Annotated in this window: 20 protein-coding genes and 1 tRNA gene; 13 read left to right on the top strand and 8 right to left on the bottom strand. The window is 70.6% G+C overall.

Going from position 1 to position 20,130, the window contains the following annotated elements:
- Positions 1-3: 3 nt before the first annotated feature.
- Positions 4-669 (top strand): ABC transporter permease, encoded by a 666-nt coding sequence (locus ACIBJC_RS14715; RefSeq protein WP_399292039.1) that lies wholly within the window; start codon positions 4-6, stop codon positions 667-669.
- Positions 670-748: 79 nt separating this feature from the next.
- Complete coding sequence (locus tag ACIBJC_RS14710; protein WP_399292359.1) at positions 749-1,690, top strand: ABC transporter substrate-binding protein; 942 nt, start codon at positions 749-751, stop codon at positions 1,688-1,690.
- Positions 1,691-1,759: 69 nt separating this feature from the next.
- Here the strand turns inward: ACIBJC_RS14710 and ACIBJC_RS14705 are convergent, their stop codons facing one another.
- Both ACIBJC_RS14705 and ACIBJC_RS14700 read right to left on the bottom strand, forming a co-directional pair.
- Complete coding sequence (locus ACIBJC_RS14705) at positions 1,760-3,364, bottom strand: AbgT family transporter (RefSeq protein ID WP_399292037.1); 1,605 nt, start codon at positions 3,362-3,364, stop codon at positions 1,760-1,762.
- The gene (locus tag ACIBJC_RS14700; protein ID WP_399292035.1) at positions 3,361-4,725 is read right to left on the bottom strand and encodes an amidohydrolase family protein; all 1,365 of its coding nucleotides are present in this window, start codon (positions 4,723-4,725) and stop codon (positions 3,361-3,363) included. Before ACIBJC_RS14700 ends, ACIBJC_RS14705 begins: the two co-directional genes overlap by 4 nt.
- A gap of 90 nt (positions 4,726-4,815) precedes the next feature.
- Between ACIBJC_RS14700 and ACIBJC_RS14695 the strand changes: the two genes are divergently transcribed.
- Positions 4,816-5,943 carry an Lrp/AsnC family transcriptional regulator gene (locus ACIBJC_RS14695; protein ID WP_399292034.1) on the top strand — a complete coding sequence of 376 codons (1,128 nt, stop codon included), beginning with the start codon at positions 4,816-4,818 and terminating at the stop codon, positions 5,941-5,943.
- A 15-nt stretch (positions 5,944-5,958) separates the two neighbouring features.
- Here ACIBJC_RS14695 and ACIBJC_RS14690 read toward each other — a convergent pair whose 3' ends face one another.
- Positions 5,959-6,471 carry a GNAT family N-acetyltransferase gene (locus tag ACIBJC_RS14690; RefSeq protein WP_399292033.1) on the bottom strand — a complete coding sequence of 171 codons (513 nt, stop codon included), beginning with the start codon at positions 6,469-6,471 and terminating at the stop codon, positions 5,959-5,961.
- Positions 6,472-6,641: 170 nt separating this feature from the next.
- On the opposite strand from ACIBJC_RS14690, the gene ACIBJC_RS14685 reads away from it, so the two are divergent.
- The 5 genes from ACIBJC_RS14685 to ACIBJC_RS14665 all read left to right on the top strand — a co-directional run bounded on the left by ACIBJC_RS14685 (position 6,642) and on the right by ACIBJC_RS14665 (position 10,402).
- Positions 6,642-7,721 (top strand): tyrosine-type recombinase/integrase, encoded by a 1,080-nt coding sequence (locus ACIBJC_RS14685; protein WP_399292031.1) that lies wholly within the window; start codon positions 6,642-6,644, stop codon positions 7,719-7,721.
- A 10-nt stretch (positions 7,722-7,731) separates the two neighbouring features.
- Entirely contained in the window at positions 7,732-8,049 is a 318-nt protein-coding gene (locus tag ACIBJC_RS14680; protein ID WP_399292029.1) for a helix-turn-helix domain-containing protein, read from the top strand.
- Positions 8,050-8,267: 218 nt separating this feature from the next.
- Positions 8,268-9,809, top strand: a complete 1,542-nt coding sequence (locus ACIBJC_RS14675) for a hypothetical protein (RefSeq protein WP_399292027.1) — start codon at positions 8,268-8,270, stop codon at positions 9,807-9,809.
- A gap of 117 nt (positions 9,810-9,926) precedes the next feature.
- Positions 9,927-10,079, top strand: a complete 153-nt coding sequence (locus ACIBJC_RS14670) for a hypothetical protein (RefSeq protein WP_399292025.1) — start codon at positions 9,927-9,929, stop codon at positions 10,077-10,079.
- Positions 10,076-10,402: a YidB family protein gene (locus ACIBJC_RS14665; protein WP_399292023.1), complete on the top strand. Its 327-nt coding sequence runs from the start codon at positions 10,076-10,078 to the stop codon at positions 10,400-10,402. The genes ACIBJC_RS14670 and ACIBJC_RS14665 overlap by 4 nt, the downstream gene beginning before the upstream one ends.
- Before the next feature lie 145 nt (positions 10,403-10,547).
- Here the strand turns inward: ACIBJC_RS14665 and ACIBJC_RS14660 are convergent, their stop codons facing one another.
- Positions 10,548-10,964, bottom strand: a complete 417-nt coding sequence (locus ACIBJC_RS14660) for a hypothetical protein (RefSeq protein WP_399292021.1) — start codon at positions 10,962-10,964, stop codon at positions 10,548-10,550.
- 398 nt (positions 10,965-11,362) lie between these two features.
- On the opposite strand from ACIBJC_RS14660, the gene ACIBJC_RS14655 reads away from it, so the two are divergent.
- Positions 11,363-11,782 carry a hypothetical protein gene (locus tag ACIBJC_RS14655; protein ID WP_399292019.1) on the top strand — a complete coding sequence of 140 codons (420 nt, stop codon included), beginning with the start codon at positions 11,363-11,365 and terminating at the stop codon, positions 11,780-11,782.
- Between the two features lie 305 nt (positions 11,783-12,087).
- Here ACIBJC_RS14655 and ACIBJC_RS14650 read toward each other — a convergent pair whose 3' ends face one another.
- Positions 12,088-13,506 carry a cystathionine beta-synthase gene (locus ACIBJC_RS14650; RefSeq protein WP_399292017.1) on the bottom strand — a complete coding sequence of 473 codons (1,419 nt, stop codon included), beginning with the start codon at positions 13,504-13,506 and terminating at the stop codon, positions 12,088-12,090.
- 144 nt (positions 13,507-13,650) lie between these two features.
- Between ACIBJC_RS14650 and ACIBJC_RS14645 the strand changes: the two genes are divergently transcribed.
- The 3 genes from ACIBJC_RS14645 to ACIBJC_RS14635 all read left to right on the top strand — a co-directional run bounded on the left by ACIBJC_RS14645 (position 13,651) and on the right by ACIBJC_RS14635 (position 17,559).
- Positions 13,651-14,694, top strand: a complete 1,044-nt coding sequence (locus ACIBJC_RS14645; RefSeq protein WP_399292357.1) for an SGNH/GDSL hydrolase family protein — start codon at positions 13,651-13,653, stop codon at positions 14,692-14,694.
- A gap of 215 nt (positions 14,695-14,909) precedes the next feature.
- A complete protein-coding gene (locus ACIBJC_RS14640) occupies positions 14,910-16,130 on the top strand; it encodes an acetyl-CoA C-acetyltransferase (RefSeq protein ID WP_399292015.1) in 1,221 nt (406 codons plus the stop codon).
- Positions 16,131-16,620: 490 nt separating this feature from the next.
- A complete protein-coding gene (locus ACIBJC_RS14635) occupies positions 16,621-17,559 on the top strand; it encodes a hypothetical protein (RefSeq protein WP_399292356.1) in 939 nt (312 codons plus the stop codon).
- 34 nt (positions 17,560-17,593) lie between these two features.
- Here ACIBJC_RS14635 and ACIBJC_RS14630 read toward each other — a convergent pair whose 3' ends face one another.
- Entirely contained in the window at positions 17,594-17,914 is a 321-nt protein-coding gene (locus ACIBJC_RS14630) for a hypothetical protein (protein ID WP_399292013.1), read from the bottom strand.
- A gap of 168 nt (positions 17,915-18,082) precedes the next feature.
- On the opposite strand from ACIBJC_RS14630, the gene ACIBJC_RS14625 reads away from it, so the two are divergent.
- Positions 18,083-18,313 carry a DUF4287 domain-containing protein gene (locus ACIBJC_RS14625; RefSeq protein ID WP_329823452.1) on the top strand — a complete coding sequence of 77 codons (231 nt, stop codon included), beginning with the start codon at positions 18,083-18,085 and terminating at the stop codon, positions 18,311-18,313.
- A gap of 226 nt (positions 18,314-18,539) precedes the next feature.
- Here ACIBJC_RS14625 and ACIBJC_RS14620 read toward each other — a convergent pair whose 3' ends face one another.
- Together ACIBJC_RS14620 and ACIBJC_RS14615 are read right to left on the bottom strand one after the other, a co-directional pair.
- Positions 18,540-19,418: a Bax inhibitor-1/YccA family protein gene (locus ACIBJC_RS14620; RefSeq protein ID WP_399292010.1), complete on the bottom strand. Its 879-nt coding sequence runs from the start codon at positions 19,416-19,418 to the stop codon at positions 18,540-18,542.
- A gap of 175 nt (positions 19,419-19,593) precedes the next feature.
- Positions 19,594-19,676 (bottom strand) — tRNA-Leu (locus ACIBJC_RS14615).
- Between the last annotated feature and the right edge of the window lie 454 nt (positions 19,677-20,130).

Below are 20,130 nucleotides of genomic sequence, written 5' to 3'. Positions count from 1 at the left end.
GGCATGTACGAACTCTTCAAGAACCTCGGCTCCTGGCTGACCGCGGGCGAGCAGTGGACGGGGTCCGACGGCATCGGCCACCGGCTCGCCGAGCACCTCCAGTACTCGCTGCTCGCGACCCTCATCGCCGCCGTGATCGCGCTGCCCGTCGGGCTGCTGATCGGGCACACGGGGCGCGGCGCGTTCGTCGCCATCAACCTGGCCTCCTTCGGCCGCGCCCTGCCGACGGTCGGTCTGGTCGTGCTGGTCTTCCTGGCCAGCGGGCTCTCCATGACCCCGGTGTACGTGGCGCTGGTCGCCCTCGCCGTCCCGTCGATCGTGACGAACACGTACGCGGGGATGAGCGCGATCGACCCGGAGGTGAAGGACGCGGCACGGGGCCAGGGCATGCGCGGCCACCAGGTGCTGCTCCAGGTCGAGATCCCGCTCGCGCTGCCGCTGATCATGACCGGGCTGCGGCTCGCGCTGATCCAGGTGGTGGCGACGGCGACGATCGCCGCGTACGTCAGCTTCGGCGGCCTGGGCCGGTACGTCTTCGACGGCCTGGCGCAGCGCGACCTCGTCCAGGTGCTGGGCGGGGCGGTACTGGTGGCGATGGTCGCCGTCGTACTGGACCTGGCGCTCTCCGGGCTCCAGCGCGTCCTGTTCCGCCACCGCACGCCCGCGTGACAGCCCGCGTGACAGCCCTCTCCTCCCCCTCCGCCCCTCCTCCGTACCCCTCCCGGGAGCCCTTCCAATGAACGCACCGATGAACCGGCGCACCCTCCTCGGCGGCCTGTTCGCCGCGGCCTCCGTCCCCGTGCTCGCCGCGTGCGGCGGCGGCATCACCTCCCTCGACGGCCAGAGCGCGGCCGGTGGGAGCGGAGGCGGCGGTTCCAGCGCGGACGGCCTCACCATCGGCACCGCCAACTTCACCGAGAACCAGATCCTCGGTTACCTCTACGCGTCCGTCCTCGGCGCCGCCGGGGTGAAGACGAGGGTCCGCCCCGGCCTCGGCACCCGCGAGATCCTCATCCCCGCGCTCAAGGGCGGCGACATCGATCTGCTCCCCGAGTACCAGGGCGCGCTGCTCCACTACCTCTCCCCCGAGGCCACCGCCGCGGAGGAGGGCGAGATGCAGAACGCCCTGGCCGTCGCCCTCCCGACGGGGCTCCAGATCCTCCCGTACGGGAAGGCCGAGGACTCCGACGCCTTCGCGGTCACGCGCGCGACCGCCGAGAAGTACGGGCTGCGGACGCTGGCGGACCTGAAGAAGCAGAACGGGAAGCTGGTCATCGGGGCGGCGCCCGAGGTGAAGAAGCGGGTGGTGGGTGTTGTGGGGCTCAAGGAGGTCTACGGCGTGGAGTTCAAGGAGTTCAAGTCGCTGGACTCCTCGGGGCCGCTGGTCAAGGGGGCGCTGAGGAAGGGGGACGTGGACGTCGCCAACCTCTTCACCACGGACACGGACATCGCCGACGAGGGCTGGGTGGTGCTCACCGACCCGAAGAACCTGATCCCCGGGCAGCACATCGTCCCCCTGATCGCCGACCGCAAGGCCGACTCGACGGTGCGCAGGGCGCTGGCACGGCTGGGCAACGCGCTGTCGACGGAGGATCTGACGGAGCTGAACCGCAAGGTCGACAAGGACAAGAAGGACCCGGAGGACGTGGCGAGGGAGTGGACGGCCGAGCGGGGCCTGACCAAGAAGTGACGAAGAAGGTGCGGGCCTGACGGAGATACGGGGTGCGGGTGCCGCTCCGTCAGCCGGTCAGCCGGTCGGTCAGCCGCCGTTCGTGTTCGCGTCCAGGCCGATCTCCGCACCCGGGCCGAGCGGCAGCCCGAACCCGTAGAAGATCCCCAGGATCGCCAGCCACACCACCAGGAACGGGACGACGAAGACGGCGAGCCGGGAGATGAGCGTGCCGAGGCGGGCGTCGGGTTCGTAGCGGCGGAGCATGGCGAGCAGCAGGAAGAGATACGGGTTCATCGGCGTGATGATGCCGGTGGCCGAGTCGCCGATACGGAACGCGGCCTGGCTGAGCGCCGGGCTCATCCCGAGGAGCATGAACGCGGGCACGAAGACCGGCCCGACCAGCGACCAGAGCGCCGACCCCGACACGATGAAGAGGTTGAGGACGGCGACGAGTACGACGAAGGCGACGACGGCCCAGAACCCCGTCAACCCCACGGAGTTGAGCAGCGCGGCGGCCTTCACGGCGAGCAGGACACCGACGTTGGACCAGTTGAAGACGGCGATGACCTGGGCGGCGACGAACATCAGGACGACGTAGCCCGCCATGTTCCTGACCGAGTCGGACATGGCGGTGACCACGTCCTCGGTGCCGGTCAGCGTCTTGACCGTGACCCCGTACGTGAGCCCGGCCAGCAGGAACGCGCCGAACAGGATCGGGACGATCCCGCTCAGCACCGGCGAGGGCACGAACGCCCCGCCCTCGCCGCGCAGCGGGGCCCCGGAGGGCAGCCACAGGACGAGCACCACCGCCGCGTACCCGGCGAGGACGAGCCCGGTCCACAGCAGACCGCGCCGCTGCGCGCCGGTGAGGGTCAGGTCCTCCTGCGGGGGTTCGTCACCGGCGGCGGTGTACGGGCCGAGGCGCGGCTCCAGTACGCGGCTGATGAGGAAGCCGCCGAGCGCGCCGAGCACCAGACTGCTGGAGGCGGTGAAGAAGTAGTTGATGAGCAGGTGGATGTGGAGCGACTCGGCGCCGGGGAGCACCGCCGCCGCCTGCTGGGTGATGCCGACGTACAGGGCGTCGAGCGAGCCGATGGTGAACCCGGCGGCATACCCGGCGCCCACACAGGCGAAACCGCCGATCAGGCCGGCGACGGGGTGGCGTCCCGCGCTCTTGAAGACCATGGCCGCGAGCGGCGGTATGACGATATTGGCGACGTCGCTCATGAGGTGCGCCTGACAGGCGATCAGGGCCACGGCGTACGGCAGGACGGAGCGGGGCGCGCGGGCCAGGGTGGCCCGCATCACCGTCTCCAGGAGTCCGGTCTTCTCCGCGAGGCCGACCGCCATGATCATGACCAGTACGGCCGCGATGGGCGGGAAGGTCGCGAAGTTCGGGACCAGGTTCTCCAGCAGCCACGCCACACCCGCGCCGCTGAGCAGCCCGTTGACACTCTTGGTCTCGTCCGTGCCGGGCACCTCGACGGCCACGTCCGCGAGGGCGAGGACGGTGGAGACGACCGCCAGGAGCACGAAGAGCGAGGCGAAGAGGGCGATGGGGTTGGGGAGGGCGTTGCCCGCGCGCTCGATGGTGGCGAGCACGCGGTCGAGTCCGGTACGGGACTCCCGCTCCTGCTGCGGCTTCTGCTCCTGCTCAGGGGCGGGCGCGCCGGTCGTCACTGGCTTCGTCATGGCTCCCTCCGGTCCGGAGAGGCCACGGAGGACGACGTCGTAGCGGTAGCGGTAGCGCCCAGGGTGTCCTTGCGTACGCGCCCGTCCTGGACGACACAGACGATGTTCGCGGGGTCGCCCAGCACCCCGATGTCCGCGAGCGGATCGCCGTCGGCGATGACGAGGTCGGCGGTGCGCCCGGCGGTCAGCGTGCCCAGCCGGTCGGCCAGGCCGAGGAGTTCGGCGGAGGTGCGGGTACCGGCGACGATGGCGTCCATGGGACTCATCCCCAGATCCACCAGATAGCTCAGCTCCATCAGGTTCTGGCCGTGCGGGCCGACGGCGGCGTCGGTGCCCAGCGCGATCCGGGAGCCGCGGGCGATGGCTCGGGCGATGTTCTCCTTGGTCAGGCCCGACCAGCGGACCTTCTTCTCGTAGTGGTACGGCGCCATCGTGTCCTTGTTGATGCCCGCGTACACCGTGGAGAGCGTCGGGACGACGAAGATGTCCCGCTCGCCGGCCATCTCGATGGCCCGGTCGTCCATGCCGTACCCGTGCTCGATGCTGGTGACGCCGCCGCGGATCGCGTTGAGGATGCCCGCGTTGCCCTGGGCGTGCGCGGCGACGGGCTTGTTCCCGTGACGCCTGGCCTCGTCGACGACCGCCCGGATCTCCTCCTCCAGCAGCCCTTCGTCGTCGGGCTGGTCGTACGGGCTGCCCATGCCGCCGGTGGCGCAGATCTTCACGAGGTCGGCGCCCTCGCGCAGCACCCGCCGTACCGCGAGGCGCGACTCGTCCACGGAGTCGGCGAGTTCGGACATGCCGCCGCTGAGGTCGGTGCCGTCGGGCAGGCGTACGTCGGCGTGCCCGCCGGTGTGGCTGATGACCCGTACGGCGGTGTGCAGCCGGGGTCCGGCGATCCGGCCGGACTCGACGGCGGTACGGAAGCCGGCGGAGAGCCCGGCCAGGTCGCGGGCGGTGGTGATGCCCGCGTCGAGGGTCTGGCGGAGCCGGGCCGCGGTGTCGAGGGTGACGAGGACCGGGTCGAGTTCGCCGCGGCGGCCCGGGTGGGCGCCGTGCGCGTACGCGAGGTGGACGTGGCAGTCGAAGAAGCCGGGCAGGACGGTGCGCCCGCCCGCGTCGACGACGGTCGTACCGGCCGCCGCTCCGGACCCGGCGGACCCGGCGGACCCGGCGGACCCGGCCGCCCCGGGGAGCGCCGGGGGCGCCGTCGCGGCGGGACCGGCGTAGGTGATCGTTCCCTCGGCGTCCGCGATCACGACGGCGTCGGTGACGGGCGCGGCTCCGGTGCCGTCGACGAGAGTGGCGTTCTCGACGCGCAGCGCGGTCCTGGGGGCATCGGGGTTCAGGGGATGCTTCATGGCAGCGAGTGTCGGAAGATCAGGTGAATCCCGTGTTAATGTGCAGCCTTCCTCCGTCTCCGGCACTCCGATCGCAGGAATAGGCCATCCATGGACATGCAGGTTTCTGCCGCCCGGGAGCCGGAATCCGCCGGGCCCCGGCCGCTGGACGAACTGGACCGGTCCGTCGTACAGGCGCTCCAGATCCATCCGCGCGCCCCCTGGACGCTGGTGGGCGAGGTCCTCGGGGTGAACCCGGTGACGGCCGCCCGGCGCTGGCAGCGGCTGGAGCGGGCCGGGCTGGCGTGGGTGACCGCGTACGGGCGGCTCTCCGACCCCCGGATCGTGGTGACCGGGGTCGTCGAGATCGACACCGAACCCGGCTTCGGCGAGGACGTCGCCGACGCGCTGGGTATCCACCCCGAAGTGGTGAACGTCAAGCTCACGGCGGGCGGCCGGGACCTGGTGGCCACCATCCAGGCGGGCGGTCTCGAAGCGCTGGCCCACTTCACCAACGAACTGTTCCGCGCGACGCCCGGGGTACGGGCGACCCGTACACACGTGGCCACGGCCGTCCCCACAGAAGGCAGCCGCTGGCGGCTGCGCAGCCTGGACGCGACGCAGCGGGCCCGGCTGGAGCGAGCGCTGCCGCGCACGGCCCCCACCCGGGACACCCGGGACGCGCCGGGCAGCGCCACTCACGGACCGGGGGCCCACGGCGCGGGTACGCATGTCCGGGACGAGCTGGACACCCGGCTCGCCGAACTCCTCGGCGCCGACGGCCGGATGTCCGTCCCCGACCTGGCGAAGGCCACGGGCGCGGGGTTCACCACCGTCCGCCGCAGGCTCCAGACGCTGCTCTCCTCCTGGCTGTGGCTCCGCTGCGACCTGGCCAGACCGCTCTCCGGCTGGCCGCTGTCCGCCGTGTACTTCGCGTCCGTGCCCGCGCAACACCTCGACGAGACGGTCCGGCTGCTCTCCTCGGTGCCGGAGGTACGGTCGTGCTCGATCACCGCGGGCCCGCACAATGTGGTGCTCGACGTCTGGCTGCGCACCCTGGCCGATGTGCACACCTTCGAGGCCCATCTCGCCCAGCGGCTGCCGCGCCTGACCGTCGACGACCGCTCGGTGGTCCTGCGCACCACGAAGCACATGGGCCGGCTCCTCGACCGGGACGGGGCGTGCGTGGGCGTCGTCCCCCTGCCCCACTACGCGGACGCGCCGACCCGTACCCCGTAACCCAAAAGAGAACAGTCAGGGCTTCAGCGGCTTCACCATCACGCTGAAGACCGGCGCGTCGGGGAACGGCCGGTCGTCACCGACCCGTTCGTACCCCCACCTCGCGTAGAGCGCCCGCACCCTGGGGTGCGCCGCGTCGAACAGCAGCACCGCCAGGTCCTCCTCCCGGCCCGCCAGCAGCGCGTCGTGGAGCCGTCCCGCGGCCCCGGTCCCCCGCCACCGCGGGCGCACCATCAGCTCCGACACGGCGTACGTACGGGACGCCCCGGCGGCCGGCGTGTGGTGGCCGCGCCACCACTCCCGGCCCTCGGCCAGCGGCGCCCCGTAGGCGAATCCGGCCGGCTCGTCCCCGTCGTACCCGATCACGCAGGTGAATCCAGGACGCCCGCCCCACTGGTCGACGAACCACGGGAACCGCTGTACGAAGGGGTCGTCGGGCGGGTACTCGGGGACGGCCGCGTGGATGTCGAGGAGCACCTGCCGGATGTGCGGCAGGTCGCCGTGGCCGTAGTGACGCGGCTCGATCACGGTGTCGGGACTCCCGTGAGTTCTTTCTGCATAGGCCATCATCTTCTGACCTGCGGTACTGGTGAGCGGGGGTTCACTCAATCGCATGGAGAGTCCGACGTTCCGTCGAGATTCCTGACGGCATCCCGCTATCCATGACGCATGGTCGTTCGCAGTGAGCTGAGGCGTCGGTGACGCTCGCGGTCGTCCGGTCGATCGGGACACCGCGGCGGCTGGCGACGGCGCAGGAGTACGAGGACTTCGAGCAGGAGCTGGTTGACCAGTTCCTGCTTGCCGGGGTCGGCGCTGGGATGGCGGACGGTTCGATCGCGGACGACCGGCGGGCGATCTTCGAGTTCGTGCGGTTCCTCGGCCGGCCGGTGTGGACCAGTGGTCCGGAGGACGCGGACCGGTTCCTCGCGGATCAGCGCAAGGTCAAGCGGCTGGCGCACAGCACGGTTCAGACGAAGGCGTGGACGCTCGCGCAGTTCTTCGAATTCCTGATCACCCGCTACCAGGGCGACATCCACGCGCTGACCGGTCACGTGCTGGTGCAGCCGATCGACGAGTTCAACCGTCCGGCCAAGAGCGAGTACGGAACGCAGCGGATTCCGCCGTCGGAGACGGAGGTGGACCGGCTGTTCACCGGGTGGCGGGAGTCGCTGGGCGGGGCGAGGAAGTTCCTGCCCGCCGCCCGGGACTACATGGTCGCCTCGCTGTGGCGCCGGGTCGGGACGCGCATGACCGAGACGCTCAAGCTGGACATCCGCGACTGGCGGCCGGACCTGGGCGACTTCGGCAAGCTGCACGTCCGGCACGGCAAGGGCAGTCGCGGGCGGGGGCCGAAGGGCCGCCTGGTGCCGGCCATCAACTCGACGGACGCCTTAATGGACTGGTGGCTCGGCGACGTACGGCACCAGTTCGGTGACGATTACGCCAACCCCGACGCCCCGATGTTCCCCAGTGAGCGCCGCGATCCCCTGACGGGGTTCTGCCTGCGGGCCGGTGACGACGCGCTGCGGTCGGGCCTGAAGGGTGCGGTGGGGACGTTCCTGCCCGCGTGGTCCGGGCGACTGACACCGCACGTGCTGCGGCACTTCTGTGCCTCGTCGCTCTATCTGCAAGGCGTCGATCTGAAGGCGGTGCAGGAGCTTTTGGGCCACGAATGGTTGTCCACTACGACCCGGTACATCCACGTACACGACAACCACATCGAGCAGACGTGGGCGACGGCGAACCAGCGGGTCACAGACCGGCTGGGATTGGGCTGAGGGAGAGGATATGCGCTGGAACTTGCGGATGAAGGCCGCCGAGCGGGGGATCTGGAAGTCCACCGAGATGCGCCGGCGCCTGGCGGATGCCGGGCTGGAGATCAGCACAGGGAAGATGTCGGCACTGTGGACGGGGACGCCCACGACGGTCCGGCTCGATGACCTGGACATCATCTGTCTGGTGCTGAAATGCACCACGGCGGACCTGCTGATCCACGAGGCGGAGGTGGCGGCGTCCAGGCGGCCCCAGGCCGAGCAGCAGGCGGCGACCGGGTCCTCGTCGGTGGTGCCGCGGCTGGGCCGCGGCCGGACCCTTCCGCCGCTCTGATGGCGCCGCCGAGGATCTGCCCCCGGTGCCGACAGCGGCCAGTCTCTACCTACGGGGCGAAGTATTGCCACGGGTGCCGGCCGCAACCGTGTGACCCGCCGCCGTGCCGTCAGTGCGGATCGACCGAGGACTACTGGTCAGCGCACAAGTGCCGTGAGTGTTACCGCGGTTCGTCGGCTGAGCGCCCGGCGTCCTGCCCGGACTGCTTCGCCTGGGGGATGCTGCGGCGCTACGGCAGGATGTGCGTGGGGTGCCGCGCCTGGCGTCGGCTCTATCCGAAGTCCGGTCCGTGCCGGATCTGCGGCCGCGAGCTTCACCTGGGCGACACCGGCGCCTGTCGGCTGTGCACGAAGCAGGCATACGTACTACGGCCCCGCCGCCATGCCCTGGACCTGGAGGGGGCGAACCGGCACGGGCAGCAGCTGTACTTCGCGGACACCGAACGGCGTCTACAACTGCTGAACCCGAAGTGGTCACGGCGCAAGTACGAACCGGCTCCGCAGCCTCCGCCCCCGCTGGTGCCAGCGGGGCACCGGCAGCTCGTCCTGTTCCCTCCGGAGGGCCGAGACCTGCGGCGCGGCCAAGAGCACGGCTTCCCCGACGTCGACGCACCCGAGGTAGCGGCGGCGCTGAGGGCCGCGGTCGACGACTACGCGCAACACCACGGGCTGGGGTACTGCACCGCCTACGGTCTGGACCGCGGTCTGCGTGTCCTGTTGAGCATCCAGGACACGCCCGGCGCCCGGTTCCTGGCGTCCGACGTCCTGTTGCTGCGGACCCTCGAACTTCCGGTCAAACCCCTGTTGAGGCTGCTCGCTCACCGCGGCATGCTCGATGACGACCGCATCCCGAACATCGTCCCCTGGTTCCGTGAACGCACCGCGGGCCTTCCCGAACCGATGGCCGACGAGCTGGCCGTCTGGTTCGAGCTGAAACTGTCCGGCAGCACCACTGCGCCGCGCGTCAAGGCGCGACCGCACCGGTGGATTCAGCGGATGGTGACGAAGGCGCTGCCTGCCCTTCGGGCGTGGGCGGACCAGGGCAAGGACTCGCTGCGGTCCATCACCCGGGCCGACGTCGTCGCTGTCCTGCCCGACAGCGGAACCCCACGTGTCGACATGCTCCAGGGCCTGCGGCACATCCTGCGGCCACTGAAGAACCGGCGGGTCATCTTCACCGACCCCACCGCCCGGATCTTCTGCGGCATGCCGACCACCACCATCCCCCTGCCCGTCGAGGTCGACGACCTCCGCAGAGTTCTCCACGACCAGGAAGTACCGCGGGCGGCCCTGGCGGCCCTGGCGATCTTCCACGCGCTCACCACCGGGCATCTGCGCATGGTGAAAACCACGGACCTGCGCGACGGGCGGCTGTTCCTGCCGAACCGGACGGTCCTGCTCGCCGCCCCAGTACGCACGCGCCTGGCGGCCTACCTGGACTACCGCAACCACCGGTGGCCCCGCACCGCCAACCCCCACCTGTTCGTCTCCCAGACCACGGGCTGCGGCGTGGAGCCGGTCAGCAACGTCTGGATCAACGACGTGCTCGGCATGCCCACCAGCCGGCTTCGCGAGGACCGCCTTCTTCACGAGGCCGAGGCCACCGGCGGCGACCCCCGCCGCATCTGTGACCTGTTCGGCCTGACCGTCGGCGCGGCCCTGCGCTACACCGGCACCATCGACCAGGCGGGCCTCATCGAACACAGTCTCCGCAACGGGGGCCCGGCGCCGAGGCCGGAGCCCGTTGACGGCACTGGTTGACACTCCCTTCCCTGTTCAGGGGCGAGGCGCGCTCGGTAGTGACTCAGAAGGTGATCATTCGTTTCCCTGGTGACGATCGCCACCTTGCGTGATCAGTAGGCACAGTGAGGAACCCGTATGCGACTCGCCGACTTTCTCAAACGGCACAAGAACGAATCGGTCAAGGACATGCTCAAGGGCACCGCGCAGGTCGCCGGCTCCGGGATTAACATCCACGGTGATCTGCTGAAGCTGGGACAGGCGGCTGCGGCGAAGGAGGGTTCGAAGTGACGACGGAGGCCGTTTCCGGGATCAGGTCGACGGATCTCGGTGAACTACTGCTGTACCTGGCGGACAACGGGTTCGCCGACCAGGTGGGTTCGTGGGTCAGCGATGTCACGGAGAACCAGCCCATCACGGGCGCGCAGCTACTGAGCGTGCTGAACGCCGAGGGAGTGGCGGAAGCGGCGGAGGAGGCCGGGGTGAGCGTGCAGGAGTACGCGGACCAGCTCGCGCAGGAGCTGTCCGGTGCCACCGACGCGGTGACACCCCAGGGCGAACTGCCGGACGATACAGAGTTCGAGCAGCGTCTGCGGGGGTTCTACAGCGCGTAGCCTCGCAGCCCTTGACGGCCGGAGCCCTGGTACCCGTGCTTCCGCACGGGTACCAGGGCTCCGGCACGCCGGCTGATCGTCAGAGGTCGAGGAGGGCCTGGCGGATGGCCGCGGCGTGCAGGGGGTGAGCCCAGAAGCCGCCAGGTCAGCGACTGCCGTCCATCGAGACACTCACCTCGTCGGTCGAGACACTCACCTCGTCGGTGAACGCGCTCCACATGTCGTCCTTCAGCCGGGCCCGGATCTTCACGCTGTACTTGACACCGGGCTCGGGATCCAGGCCCACCCAGTGGGTGCAGGATGATTTCCACTCGCCCGCCTCGGAGCCCCAGTCGAGGCGGAAGGTCTCCTTGTTGTCGCCGTTCAGCCAGACCTCGTAATCGTGCGGGTAGGGGGAGTCCGCCCCGTTCCAGTCGGCGGGCGGGGGCCAGTCGGCGCCGCCGTTTTCGCCTACGGTCCAGTCGAGCTGGATGCCGTGGAGGGTGCGGTCGCCGTCGGTACGGTCAACGGACCGGGCGGTCAGGTCGCGCGGGGGCTGGATGTTCTGCGAGCTGTCACTCATACCGTGCATAACGACACCGCGCCGTTCCGGTTCTCCGGCGTTCGGCCGCCGGGGCTACTCCTCGGCCCGGCCCTCTTGGCGGGCCAGTAGTCCTCGGCGTCGCCGCAGATTCCCTCCCGTCGCCTGTCGCTCTGCGCGCAGCGGCACCTTGGTGCCGCCAGTTCGGTGGGCTCAGACAAACCCGGGCCCGCCCACGTACCGTTATGGCCGACCCACCCGCGAGTTCGAGTCCGAGCCCCCTTCAGAAAACTCGAACCCACGGCCTTTCACCATCTCCTCAAAGGCCCCGAAGAGTCCCGAAGAGTCTCGGGCGGCCCGGGGCGGCATGGGGTGTTCCGCAGGTAAAGACGGGGGACAGCCCCACTGACCGGGGCCCGCCCGCTTCGTACGGTACCGGTATGGAAGCCCGCGACCCTGAGCTGAAGAAGGAACTCGACGCCACGCTCCAGGCCCGCCACGATCTGGGGGCGGAGTACGACTCGGCGCTCGTCGAGTCGTTCCTGGAGAAAGTGGAACAGCGGCTGGACAGCACGGTCGACCGCCGTGTCCGGCGTCAACTCGCCGAGAAACAGATGGTCGTCGCCCGTGGCAGCGCGCCCTCGTCCGCACCCATGGAGGGGTTCGGCGAACGCTTCGGGTTCGGGCTCGTCTCCCTGATCCTCGCCGTCCCGCTCACCGCGATCGCCGTGGTGAACGCGGATTTCAAGGGCCTGGTGGTCTGCTGGATCGGCATCGTCGCGGTCAACGCGGTGCACGCCTCACGCGGCCGGCCCTGGATGTCCCGTCGGCAGCGTACGGAGTCCGACTGGGAGGACTGAGGGGCGGGGAGGACTGAGCGGGAGGATAGTCGCGGGGACCGCCGCACCCCCGTGAACGGGGGGCGGGACGACGGCGGTCCCCGCGAGGGACACGGTCCGGGTCAGGGCCGGCTGACGTGTCCTGGCGTCCATGGAGGTCCGGGAGCCGCTCCGGAGGTCCTTGACGCCGACAACAACGACTATGCAGGTCGCGTGTTAAGCGGGTGCTGCGCGGACGTGTCGCGCTCGTACCACTTTCGCGAACCTGAGCTTCCGTATCGGCGCCGGCCGTTCGTGGGTGGCCGGATCCGGCCACCCACCAGCGGCTACTTCGCGCCGCCGGCCGGGCCGCCGACCGCGCCACCGGCGAGGTACGCCAGCAGGTCCTGCCTGCTCACGACCCCTGTCGGCTTCCCCTCGACCAGGACGATCGCCGCGTCCGCGCCGTCCGAACCGCTCAGCGCGGCCATCAGGTCGGCGACCGGCTCGCCCGAGCCGACCTGGGGCAGCGGGGACGACATGTGCTTCTCCAGCGGGTCGCCGAGCGAGGCGCGCTGGGTGAACAGCGCGTCCAGCAGCTCCCGCTCCACCACCGAGCCGATGACCTCGGCGGCCATCACGTCCGGGTGGCCTGCGCCCGGCTTCACGATCGGCATCTGGGAGACGCCGTACTCCCGCAGGACGTCGATGGCCTCGCCCACGGTCTCCTCGGGGTGCATGTGGACGAGCGTGGGGATCGGGCCCGCCTTGTGGCGCAGGACGTCCCCGACGCTCGCCGTGTCGCCCTCGTGGTCGAGGAAGCCGTAGTCGTTCATCCACTCGTCGTTGAAGATCTTGCTGAGGTAGCCGCGTCCGCTGTCCGGCAGCAGGACGACCACGACATCGTCCGGGCCGAGCCCCTCCGCGACCTTCAGCGCCGCGACGACAGCCATCCCGCACGAGCCGCCGACGAGCAGGCCCTCCTCCTTGGCGAGACGGCGGGTCATCTGGAAGGAGTCCTTGTCGGACACGGCGACGATCTCGTCCGTGACCGTACGGTCGTACGCCGTCGGCCAGAAGTCCTCGCCGACCCCCTCGACCAGGTACGGCCGCCCGGAGCCGCCCGAGTAGACGGACCCCTCGGGGTCGGCGCCCACGACCCGTACGTGGCCGCCGCTCTTCTCCTTCAGATAGCGGCCGGTACCGGTGATCGTGCCGCCGGTGCCGACGCCCGCGACGAAATGGGTGATTTTCCCGTCCGTCTGGTCCCACAGCTCCGGACCGGTGGTCTCGTAGTGCGAGCGCGGGTTGTTCGGGTTGCTGTACTGGTCCGGCTTCCAGGCGCCCGGCGTCTCCCGCACCAGCCGGTCGGAGACGTTGTAGTACGAGTCGGGGTGCCCGGGGTCGACCGCCGTGGGGCAGACGACGACCTCGGCGCCGTACGCGCGCAGCACGTTGATCTTGTCCGTGGAGACCTTGTCAGGGCAGACGAAGACGCACTTGTAGCCCTTCTGCTGGGCCACGATGGCAAGGCCGACGCCCGTGTTGCCGCTCGTCGGTTCGACGATCGTGCCGCCGGGCAGCAGCTCGCCGCTCTCCTCGGCCGCCTCGATCATGCGCAGGGCGATCCGGTCCTTGACCGAGCCGCCGGGGTTGAAGTATTCGACCTTGGCCAGGACTGTCGCCTGGATGCCTTCGGTCACGCTGGTCAGCTTCAGCAGCGGGGTATTGCCGACCAGGCTGATCATCGAGTCGTGGAATTGCACCGTTGTCTCCGGGGTCTCCGTGATGGTCCGGCCAGCGTATGCGCCCGTGGGTGAGATTGGGCGACCGTACCCACGGGGCAGTTAGCTGGTGTACGCACTCGTGCGTAAGACGACGAGGAGGCTCGCACTGTGTCGAGGGCGAGGGTGGCACGACGGATCGCGGCCGGCGCGGCCTACGGCGGCGGGTCCATCGGCCTGCTGGGAGCCGCGGGCATCGGGGTGGTGCTGGCGGAGGTCCAGCTCGCGAAGCGGTCGGTGGGCGGCGGGACCGCCCCCGTACCGCCCAGCGGCGACGGCTGGTACGGACTGGCCTTCGGCCATACGCAGCCGCTGCGGATGGGCATGCTGGGTGACTCCACGGCGGCGGGGCAGGGCGTACGGCGGGCCGGGCAGACCCCGGGGGCGCTGCTCGCCTCGGGGCTGGCGGCGGTCGCCGAGCGCCCGGTGGACCTGCGGAACGTGGCGCTCCCCGGGGCCAGGTCCGACGATCTGGAGCGGCAGGTGAGCCAGCTCCTGACGGCCTCCGGTTCCGGCGCCGCCTCCGGATCCGCCGCGGACCGTGTCCCGGACGTCTGCGTGATCATGATCGGCGCGAACGACGTCACGCACCGGATGCCGGCCACCGAGTCCGTACGGTGCCTGGCCGCGGCGGTACGGCGGCTGCGTACGGCCGGAGCCGAGGTGGTCGTCGGGACCTGCCCGGATCTGGGCACGATCGAGCCGGTGTACCAGCCGCTGCGCTGGCTGGCGCGGCGCGCGAGCCGTCAGCTCGCGGCGGCGCAGACGATCGTCGCGGTGGAGCAGGGCGGCCGTACGGTCTCACTGGGCGATCTGCTGGGCCCGGAGTTCGCGGCGAACCCGCGCGAGCTGTTCGGCCCGGACAACTACCACCCCTCGGCGGAGGGGTACGCGACGGCCGCCATGGCGGTCCTGCCCACGCTCTGCGCGGTGCTCGGCCTGTGGCCGGAGACGGACCACCTCGACGCCTCGCGCGACGAGGACATGCTGCCGGTCGCGAAGGCGGCCTCGGCGGCGGCGTCCCGGGCCGGTACGGAGGTCACGGGCGTCCGGGCGCCGTGGGCCCTGCTCAAGCACCGGCGCAGGCGGCACCCGCTGCCGTCCCCGGCGGAGGCGACACCGGAGGACGCGAGCACGGCGGAGGCGCACGGGGTGGGACGGGAGGCGTGAGTCGCCGCATCGGGACGTGAGCAAGCGCTTAGAAAAGAGGCCCGCATCACACGCCGGGCCGGGTGACCCGTGCGCTACGTACGGGTAACTTCCCAGTGAGTCCTGCCCCCGAGTCCAAGTCCGGATCCGAATCCGCCCCCGAACCCGCCCCCGACCCCGACCCGACCCCATACGCCGCGCCCCGCACTCGCACCTTCCGCACCTCTGGAGCCGTGATGCCCGAAGCCGTGATCGTCTCTGCCGCCCGCTCCCCGATCGGCCGCGCCTTCAAGGGCTCGCTCAAGGACCTGCGGCCCGACGACCTGACCGCCACGATCATCCGCGCCGCACTCGACCGGATCCCCGAGCTGGACCCCCGCGACATCGACGACCTGATGCTCGGCTGCGGCCTGCCGGGCGGCGAACAGGGCCACAACCTCGGCCGTATCGTCGCCGTACAGCTCGGCATGGACCACCTCCCGGGCTGCACGATCACCCGCTACTGCTCCTCGTCGCTCCAGACCTCCCGGATGGCCCTGCACGCCATCAAGGCGGGCGAGGGCGACGTCTTCATCTCGGCGGGCGTGGAGATGGTCTCGCGCTCCGTCAACGGCTCCTCGGACGGCATGCCGGGCACGCACAACCCGCTCTTCGCTGACGCCGAGGAGAGGACCGCCGCCGTCGCGGGGAGCGAGGGCGCCGAGTGGCACGACCCGCGCGCCGACGGCCTGGTGCCCGACGCGTACATCGCGATGGGGCAGACCGCCGAGAACCTGGCCCGCCTCAAGGGCGTCACGCGCGAGGACATGGACGAGTTCGGCGTACGGTCGCAGAACCTCGCCGAGGAAGCCCTCAAGAACGGCTTCTGGGAGCGCGAGATCACCCCGGTGACCACGCCGGACGGCACGGTCGTCACGGCGGACGACGGACCGCGCGCGGGCGTCACCCTGGAGGGCGTACGGGGCCTCAAGCCCGTCTTCCGCCCCGACGGACGGATCACCGCCGGCAACTGCTGCCCGCTCAACGACGGCGCCGCCGCGCTCGTGATCATGTCGGACACCAAGGCGCGCGAGCTGGGCCTGACCCCGCTGGCCCGGATCGTCTCCACCGGCGTCACCGGCCTGTCGCCGGAGATCATGGGCTACGGCCCGGTCGAGGCCTCCCGGCAGGCACTCTCCCGCGCCGGACTGACCATCGGCGACATCGACCTGGTCGAGATCAACGAGGCGTTCGCGGCCCAGGTCATCCCGTCCTACCGGGACCTGGGCATCCCGCTGGAGAAGCTGAACGTCAACGGCGGCGCGATCGCCGTGGGCCACCCCTTCGGCATGACCGGCGCGCGCATCACCGGCACGCTGATCAACAGCCTCCAGTTCCACGACAAGCAGTTCGGCCTGGAGACGATGTGCGTGGGGGGCGGGCAGGGGATGGCGATGGTGATCGAGCGGCTGAGCTGAGGCGCAGCGGAGGGTAGGGGTCGCCCGAGGCACGAGGGCGGCACCTGCCCGCAGCGGAGGCGAAGCTCAGCGCGACCGAAAGCACGAGCGGCTGAGCTGAGGCGCAGCGGAGGGTAGGGGTCGCCCGAGGCACGAGGGCGGCACCTGCCCGCAGCGGAGGCGAAGCCCAGCGCGACCGAAAACACGAGCGGCTGAGCTGAGCCCCCCCCCTTCGATCACTCAGCGTGTCCGCGCAATTCCGGAAGGGTGACCCCGACGCCCCCGAACCCCAGTCGTGACTGAATCTCCCCCAGGATGTGACCTATGCCCGGGGGAGATTCGTTTGCCCTGGTCAGGACCTTGAACCGACGATACGTAAGGCCGAAAGACCTGTCCATTTCATGACGTAATGCACTGCCGCGCGGTCCCCGCCCCCGACAAGCTGAGGTAGGAAGTCGGGGGTATCGATCGGAATCGGGAGTAGTCAGTGAGCACCATGTCTCTTGCCCTGCTGCTGACCACGGCCACCGCCACGGCCGTGGGCGTCGCTGCCCTGCACGCCGCTCACTCGCTGCGTCGCCAGGTCAGCGCCCTGCGCGGTGAACTGGCCGCGACGCACCCCGGTGGTCTCACCGCCGCCGTTCCGCAGGCCAGAAGCGCGTCCGACCCCGCGCAGACCGACGCCATACGGACCGCCGTCGCCGAGGCGCTGGCGGAGGAGCGGGAGCGCGAGCTGGCCGAGGCGCGGGCCTTCTGGGCCGCGCAGGAGGCGCGCGACGCGACCGACTCGCCGTCGATGCTGGGCGGGCTCTCCGGCCTCGGCACGGAGGACACGCCGTTCTACGTGCCGCGCCAGATGGACTTCGTCGGCCTGGAGTCGCTGGAGGCCCTGGAGGCGCTCGACCTGGACGCCGCGGAGGCGTTCGACGACTACGCGGGGCACCCTGACCACTCGGCGGCCGGTGAGCTGACGGAGCCGGTCGGCACGACGCTCGGCATGGGCGGCATGACCGGCATGGGCGAGGCCGTCGAGTTCGCGGAGGACTCCCCCGAGCTGGCCGCCGCGCGCCGCCGCCACCCCTCCCACCCGGACTTCGTCCCCGTGCAGACCCCGGTCGTCACCGACCACGAGCGCACCGTCGCCCGGCTGGAGGAGCTGGCCCGGACGCGTACGGCGCTGGCCGATGTCCGCCCCGGGCCGCTGGGCACGCTCGACGTCTACGTCTTCGCGGACGGTACGACGCTGTGCATGACCCCGGGCCACCGCGAGACCGCCGAGCGGCTCTCCGACGCGCTGCGCGAGGGCGAGGCCCCGTTCCTGCTGGGCGGGTCCGGCGTGTCGGGCGCGTACACCCTGACGTTCTCCTGCGGCGGCGACGGTTACCGGCACGGCGACACCGGCGCCGAGCACATCTACATCCTGGCGGACCGCGTCATAGCCTCGCTCTGAGCTCTGAGCTCTGAGCTCAGAGCTCTTCGGAGCGTCAGAGCGACGCCTCGGAGACCGCCTTCCCCACCGACCGCACGGCCTCGTCCAGTTCCGCCTCGGACGGGGCCGTTCGCAGTGCCTCGGCCAGGTCCACGGCCGCGACCGTGAGCTGGTCGGCGACGGCGAAGACACCGGCGTCCGGCATGATCCGTACCGCCGCCTCCGGGCTCTCCAGACGCTGGGCCCGTACGGACAACTCCCTGGCCAGTTCGAGGGCGCGGGCCGCGGCGCCGCGCTGGAGCCGGCTCTGCGGGGCGGTCCTCAGCCGGTCGGCGAAGCGGTCCACGGCAGCCGTCAGCGGCGTTGTATCGAGCACCCGCCCGACCCTACGCGGCTGTCGGGACGCACGGCCACCGGCTTGCCAACAGCTCTTGCCAACGGCTCCCGGCTCAGGCACGGTGGGCGTAAAGGACCAGAAGGACCCGAAGGACCGAAAGGATCCTGTCCAGAAGGACCAGCACGCGCAGAGCGTCCGGAGGCGCCGATGTCCCTTGTCTTCTCCGAAGAGACCCATCGCAATCTGCTCGCCCGTATCCCCCATTGCACCGGTCGTGAGATCTCCGACTGGCTCCGCACCGTCGAGGACGGCCCGTCCCTCTTCCGCTTCGAGGAAAAGGTGAGCTGGCTGCGGAGTGAGCACGACCTCGCGTACGGACACGCGAAAGCGATCGTCCACGAGTACGACCTGAGGCGCGCGGCGCGCCGCCTCACCTGACCGGTCAACCGCACCGACCACGACGGAAACCGACCACGACGCAATACGACGGAGGGGTGAGGGGGGGGCGGGGCGCCCCCCCCCCCCCCCCCGCCCCCCCCCCCCCACCCCCCCCCACCCCCCCCCCCCCCCCACCCCCGGGGGGGGGGGGGGCCCCGCGCCCCCGCCCACCCCTCCGTCACTCGGTCGGCCGCCACCGGTCTCCCGGCCGTTCCGCCCGGTCCTGCTAGTCGTTGCCGCTGAGGATCGAGAAGAGCCGCAGCATCTCCATGTAGATCCAGACCAGGGTCAGCGTGAGGCCGAACGCCGCCAGCCAGGACTCCTCGCGCGGAGCGCCGTACGCGACGCCGTCCTCGACCTGCTTGAAGTCGAGCGCCAGAAAGCACGCGCCGAGGATGATGCCGATGATCCCGAAGAGGATGCCGAGGCCGCCGCTGCGGAAGCCGAGGCCGTCACCGCCGCCGAAGACGCTGAAGAGCATGTTGGCGACCATGAGGAGCACGAAGCCCATCGCGGCGGCCATCACGAAGCCGTAGAAGCGGCGCGTGACGCGGATCCAGCGCATCTTGTACGCGAACAGCACGCCGGCGAAGACCGCCATCGTGCCCATCACCGCCTGGACCACCACACCGGGCGCGATGTAGGTGCTGACGACGCTGCTGATCACTCCGAGGAAGACACCCTCGAACGCCGCGTACGACAGGATCAGCGCCGGGGACGGCTTGCGCTTGAAGGACTGGATCATCGACAGGACGAAGGCGATGAGCACGGCGCCGATGGCGATGCCGTACGACTTGCCGATGTTCGCCTGGTCGACCGGCAGCAGCACCCAGGAGAGGACCGCCGTGAGCACGACCGTGCCCAGCGTCATACCCGTACGGGTGACGACGTCGTCGATGGTCATGGCGCCGGTGTTCGGCGGTGCCTGCGGCGTGCCGACCGGGGCGCCCTGCTGCTGCGCGTAGGGGTTGGTCGCGTACGGGTTCGTCGCGTACGGGTTGGTTCCTACGGCGGGGCCCCCGGCCTGCGGCGCCGCGTTGAAGCCCGCGTGGCCGTTGTCGCGGCTGAAGCCCCGTCGCGAGAAGACCGGGTTGCTGCTCCTCATCTCACTCCTCCATGGCCGCCCAGCGCGGCCTTGCGACAAGAGTAATGGGACAGCAAAGCGTACGCCCTAGTGCTCGGGGAGGATCTTTCGTTAAATCGGGACGCTCACGACGTGCCGCTCGTCACAAAGCCACCCCAAAGGGATCGCGGCGCCGACCGGCACGTGGCGCGTGATGTGCCCGGAGCCGGACTTGAACCGGCACGCCCCCGAGGGGCAGCGAGGTTTAAGCTCGCCGTGTCTGCATTCCACCATCCGGGCAAGGCGCGCGACGCCGCGTTGGCACAGGAGCCTATCGGGACACACCACTCGAACAGCCGAGCGCCTACCCGATGTTGTCTTATTTTATTGACGTCTGAGGGTGCGTCAGGGCACGTAACGAGCCATCGGCACATGCCGGGCGCGGGTGGTCATCTCGTACCGAGGCACATGAGAATGACGAAAAGTCGCCGCCCGGTCACGCATCCGGCACAGTCGCGGCTCCGGACGAGCGCCGGGGCGCCTCCGGCGCGCGTGTGGGCGCACGGATGGTCACGGATGATCGGGGATCCCTCAGGGGGGCGTACGTACAGCCTCTCAGGGACGGTGTCATACCCGAGGAGGAGAACGCGCCCCGACGGTCAGCCCCAAGAGGGCCACGGGAACGGGCATCGGGAGGGACGCCCCGGGGGGCTGCCGCGCCGAGGATGGAGGGGTCGCCGAGGGAGGGGTTCCT

The sequence above is a fragment of the Streptomyces sp. NPDC050509 genome, assembly GCF_044457965.1.
In the GTDB taxonomy this organism is placed as follows: domain Bacteria; phylum Actinomycetota; class Actinomycetes; order Streptomycetales; family Streptomycetaceae; genus Streptomyces.
This window is presented reverse-complemented; position numbering and strand designations above follow the sequence as displayed.

Bases quoted from the DNA above. Each gene is read 5' to 3' on its own strand.
- ACIBJC_RS14655 (WP_399292019.1), top strand. From the start codon at position 11,363: ATGGAAGCCCGCGACCCTGAGCTGAAGAAGGAACTCGACGCCACGCTC.
- ACIBJC_RS14675 (WP_399292027.1), top strand. From the start codon at position 8,268: ATGCTGCGGCGCTACGGCAGGATGTGCGTGGGGTGCCGCGCCTGGCGT.
- ACIBJC_RS14620 (WP_399292010.1), bottom strand. From the start codon at position 19,418: ATGAGGAGCAGCAACCCGGTCTTCTCGCGACGGGGCTTCAGCCGCGAC.
- ACIBJC_RS14705 (WP_399292037.1), bottom strand. From the start codon at position 3,364: ATGACGAAGCCAGTGACGACCGGCGCGCCCGCCCCTGAGCAGGAGCAG.
- ACIBJC_RS14710 (WP_399292359.1), top strand. From the start codon at position 749: ATGAACCGGCGCACCCTCCTCGGCGGCCTGTTCGCCGCGGCCTCCGTC.
- ACIBJC_RS14700 (WP_399292035.1), bottom strand. From the start codon at position 4,725: ATGAAGCATCCCCTGAACCCCGATGCCCCCAGGACCGCGCTGCGCGTC.
- ACIBJC_RS14660 (WP_399292021.1), bottom strand. From the start codon at position 10,964: ATGAGTGACAGCTCGCAGAACATCCAGCCCCCGCGCGACCTGACCGCC.
- ACIBJC_RS14715 (WP_399292039.1), top strand. From the start codon at position 4: ATGTACGAACTCTTCAAGAACCTCGGCTCCTGGCTGACCGCGGGCGAG.
- ACIBJC_RS14695 (WP_399292034.1), top strand. From the start codon at position 4,816: ATGGACATGCAGGTTTCTGCCGCCCGGGAGCCGGAATCCGCCGGGCCC.
- ACIBJC_RS14680 (WP_399292029.1), top strand. From the start codon at position 7,732: ATGCGCTGGAACTTGCGGATGAAGGCCGCCGAGCGGGGGATCTGGAAG.
- ACIBJC_RS14625 (WP_329823452.1), top strand. From the start codon at position 18,083: ATGTCCCTTGTCTTCTCCGAAGAGACCCATCGCAATCTGCTCGCCCGT.
- ACIBJC_RS14640 (WP_399292015.1), top strand. From the start codon at position 14,910: ATGCCCGAAGCCGTGATCGTCTCTGCCGCCCGCTCCCCGATCGGCCGC.
- ACIBJC_RS14670 (WP_399292025.1), top strand. From the start codon at position 9,927: ATGCGACTCGCCGACTTTCTCAAACGGCACAAGAACGAATCGGTCAAG.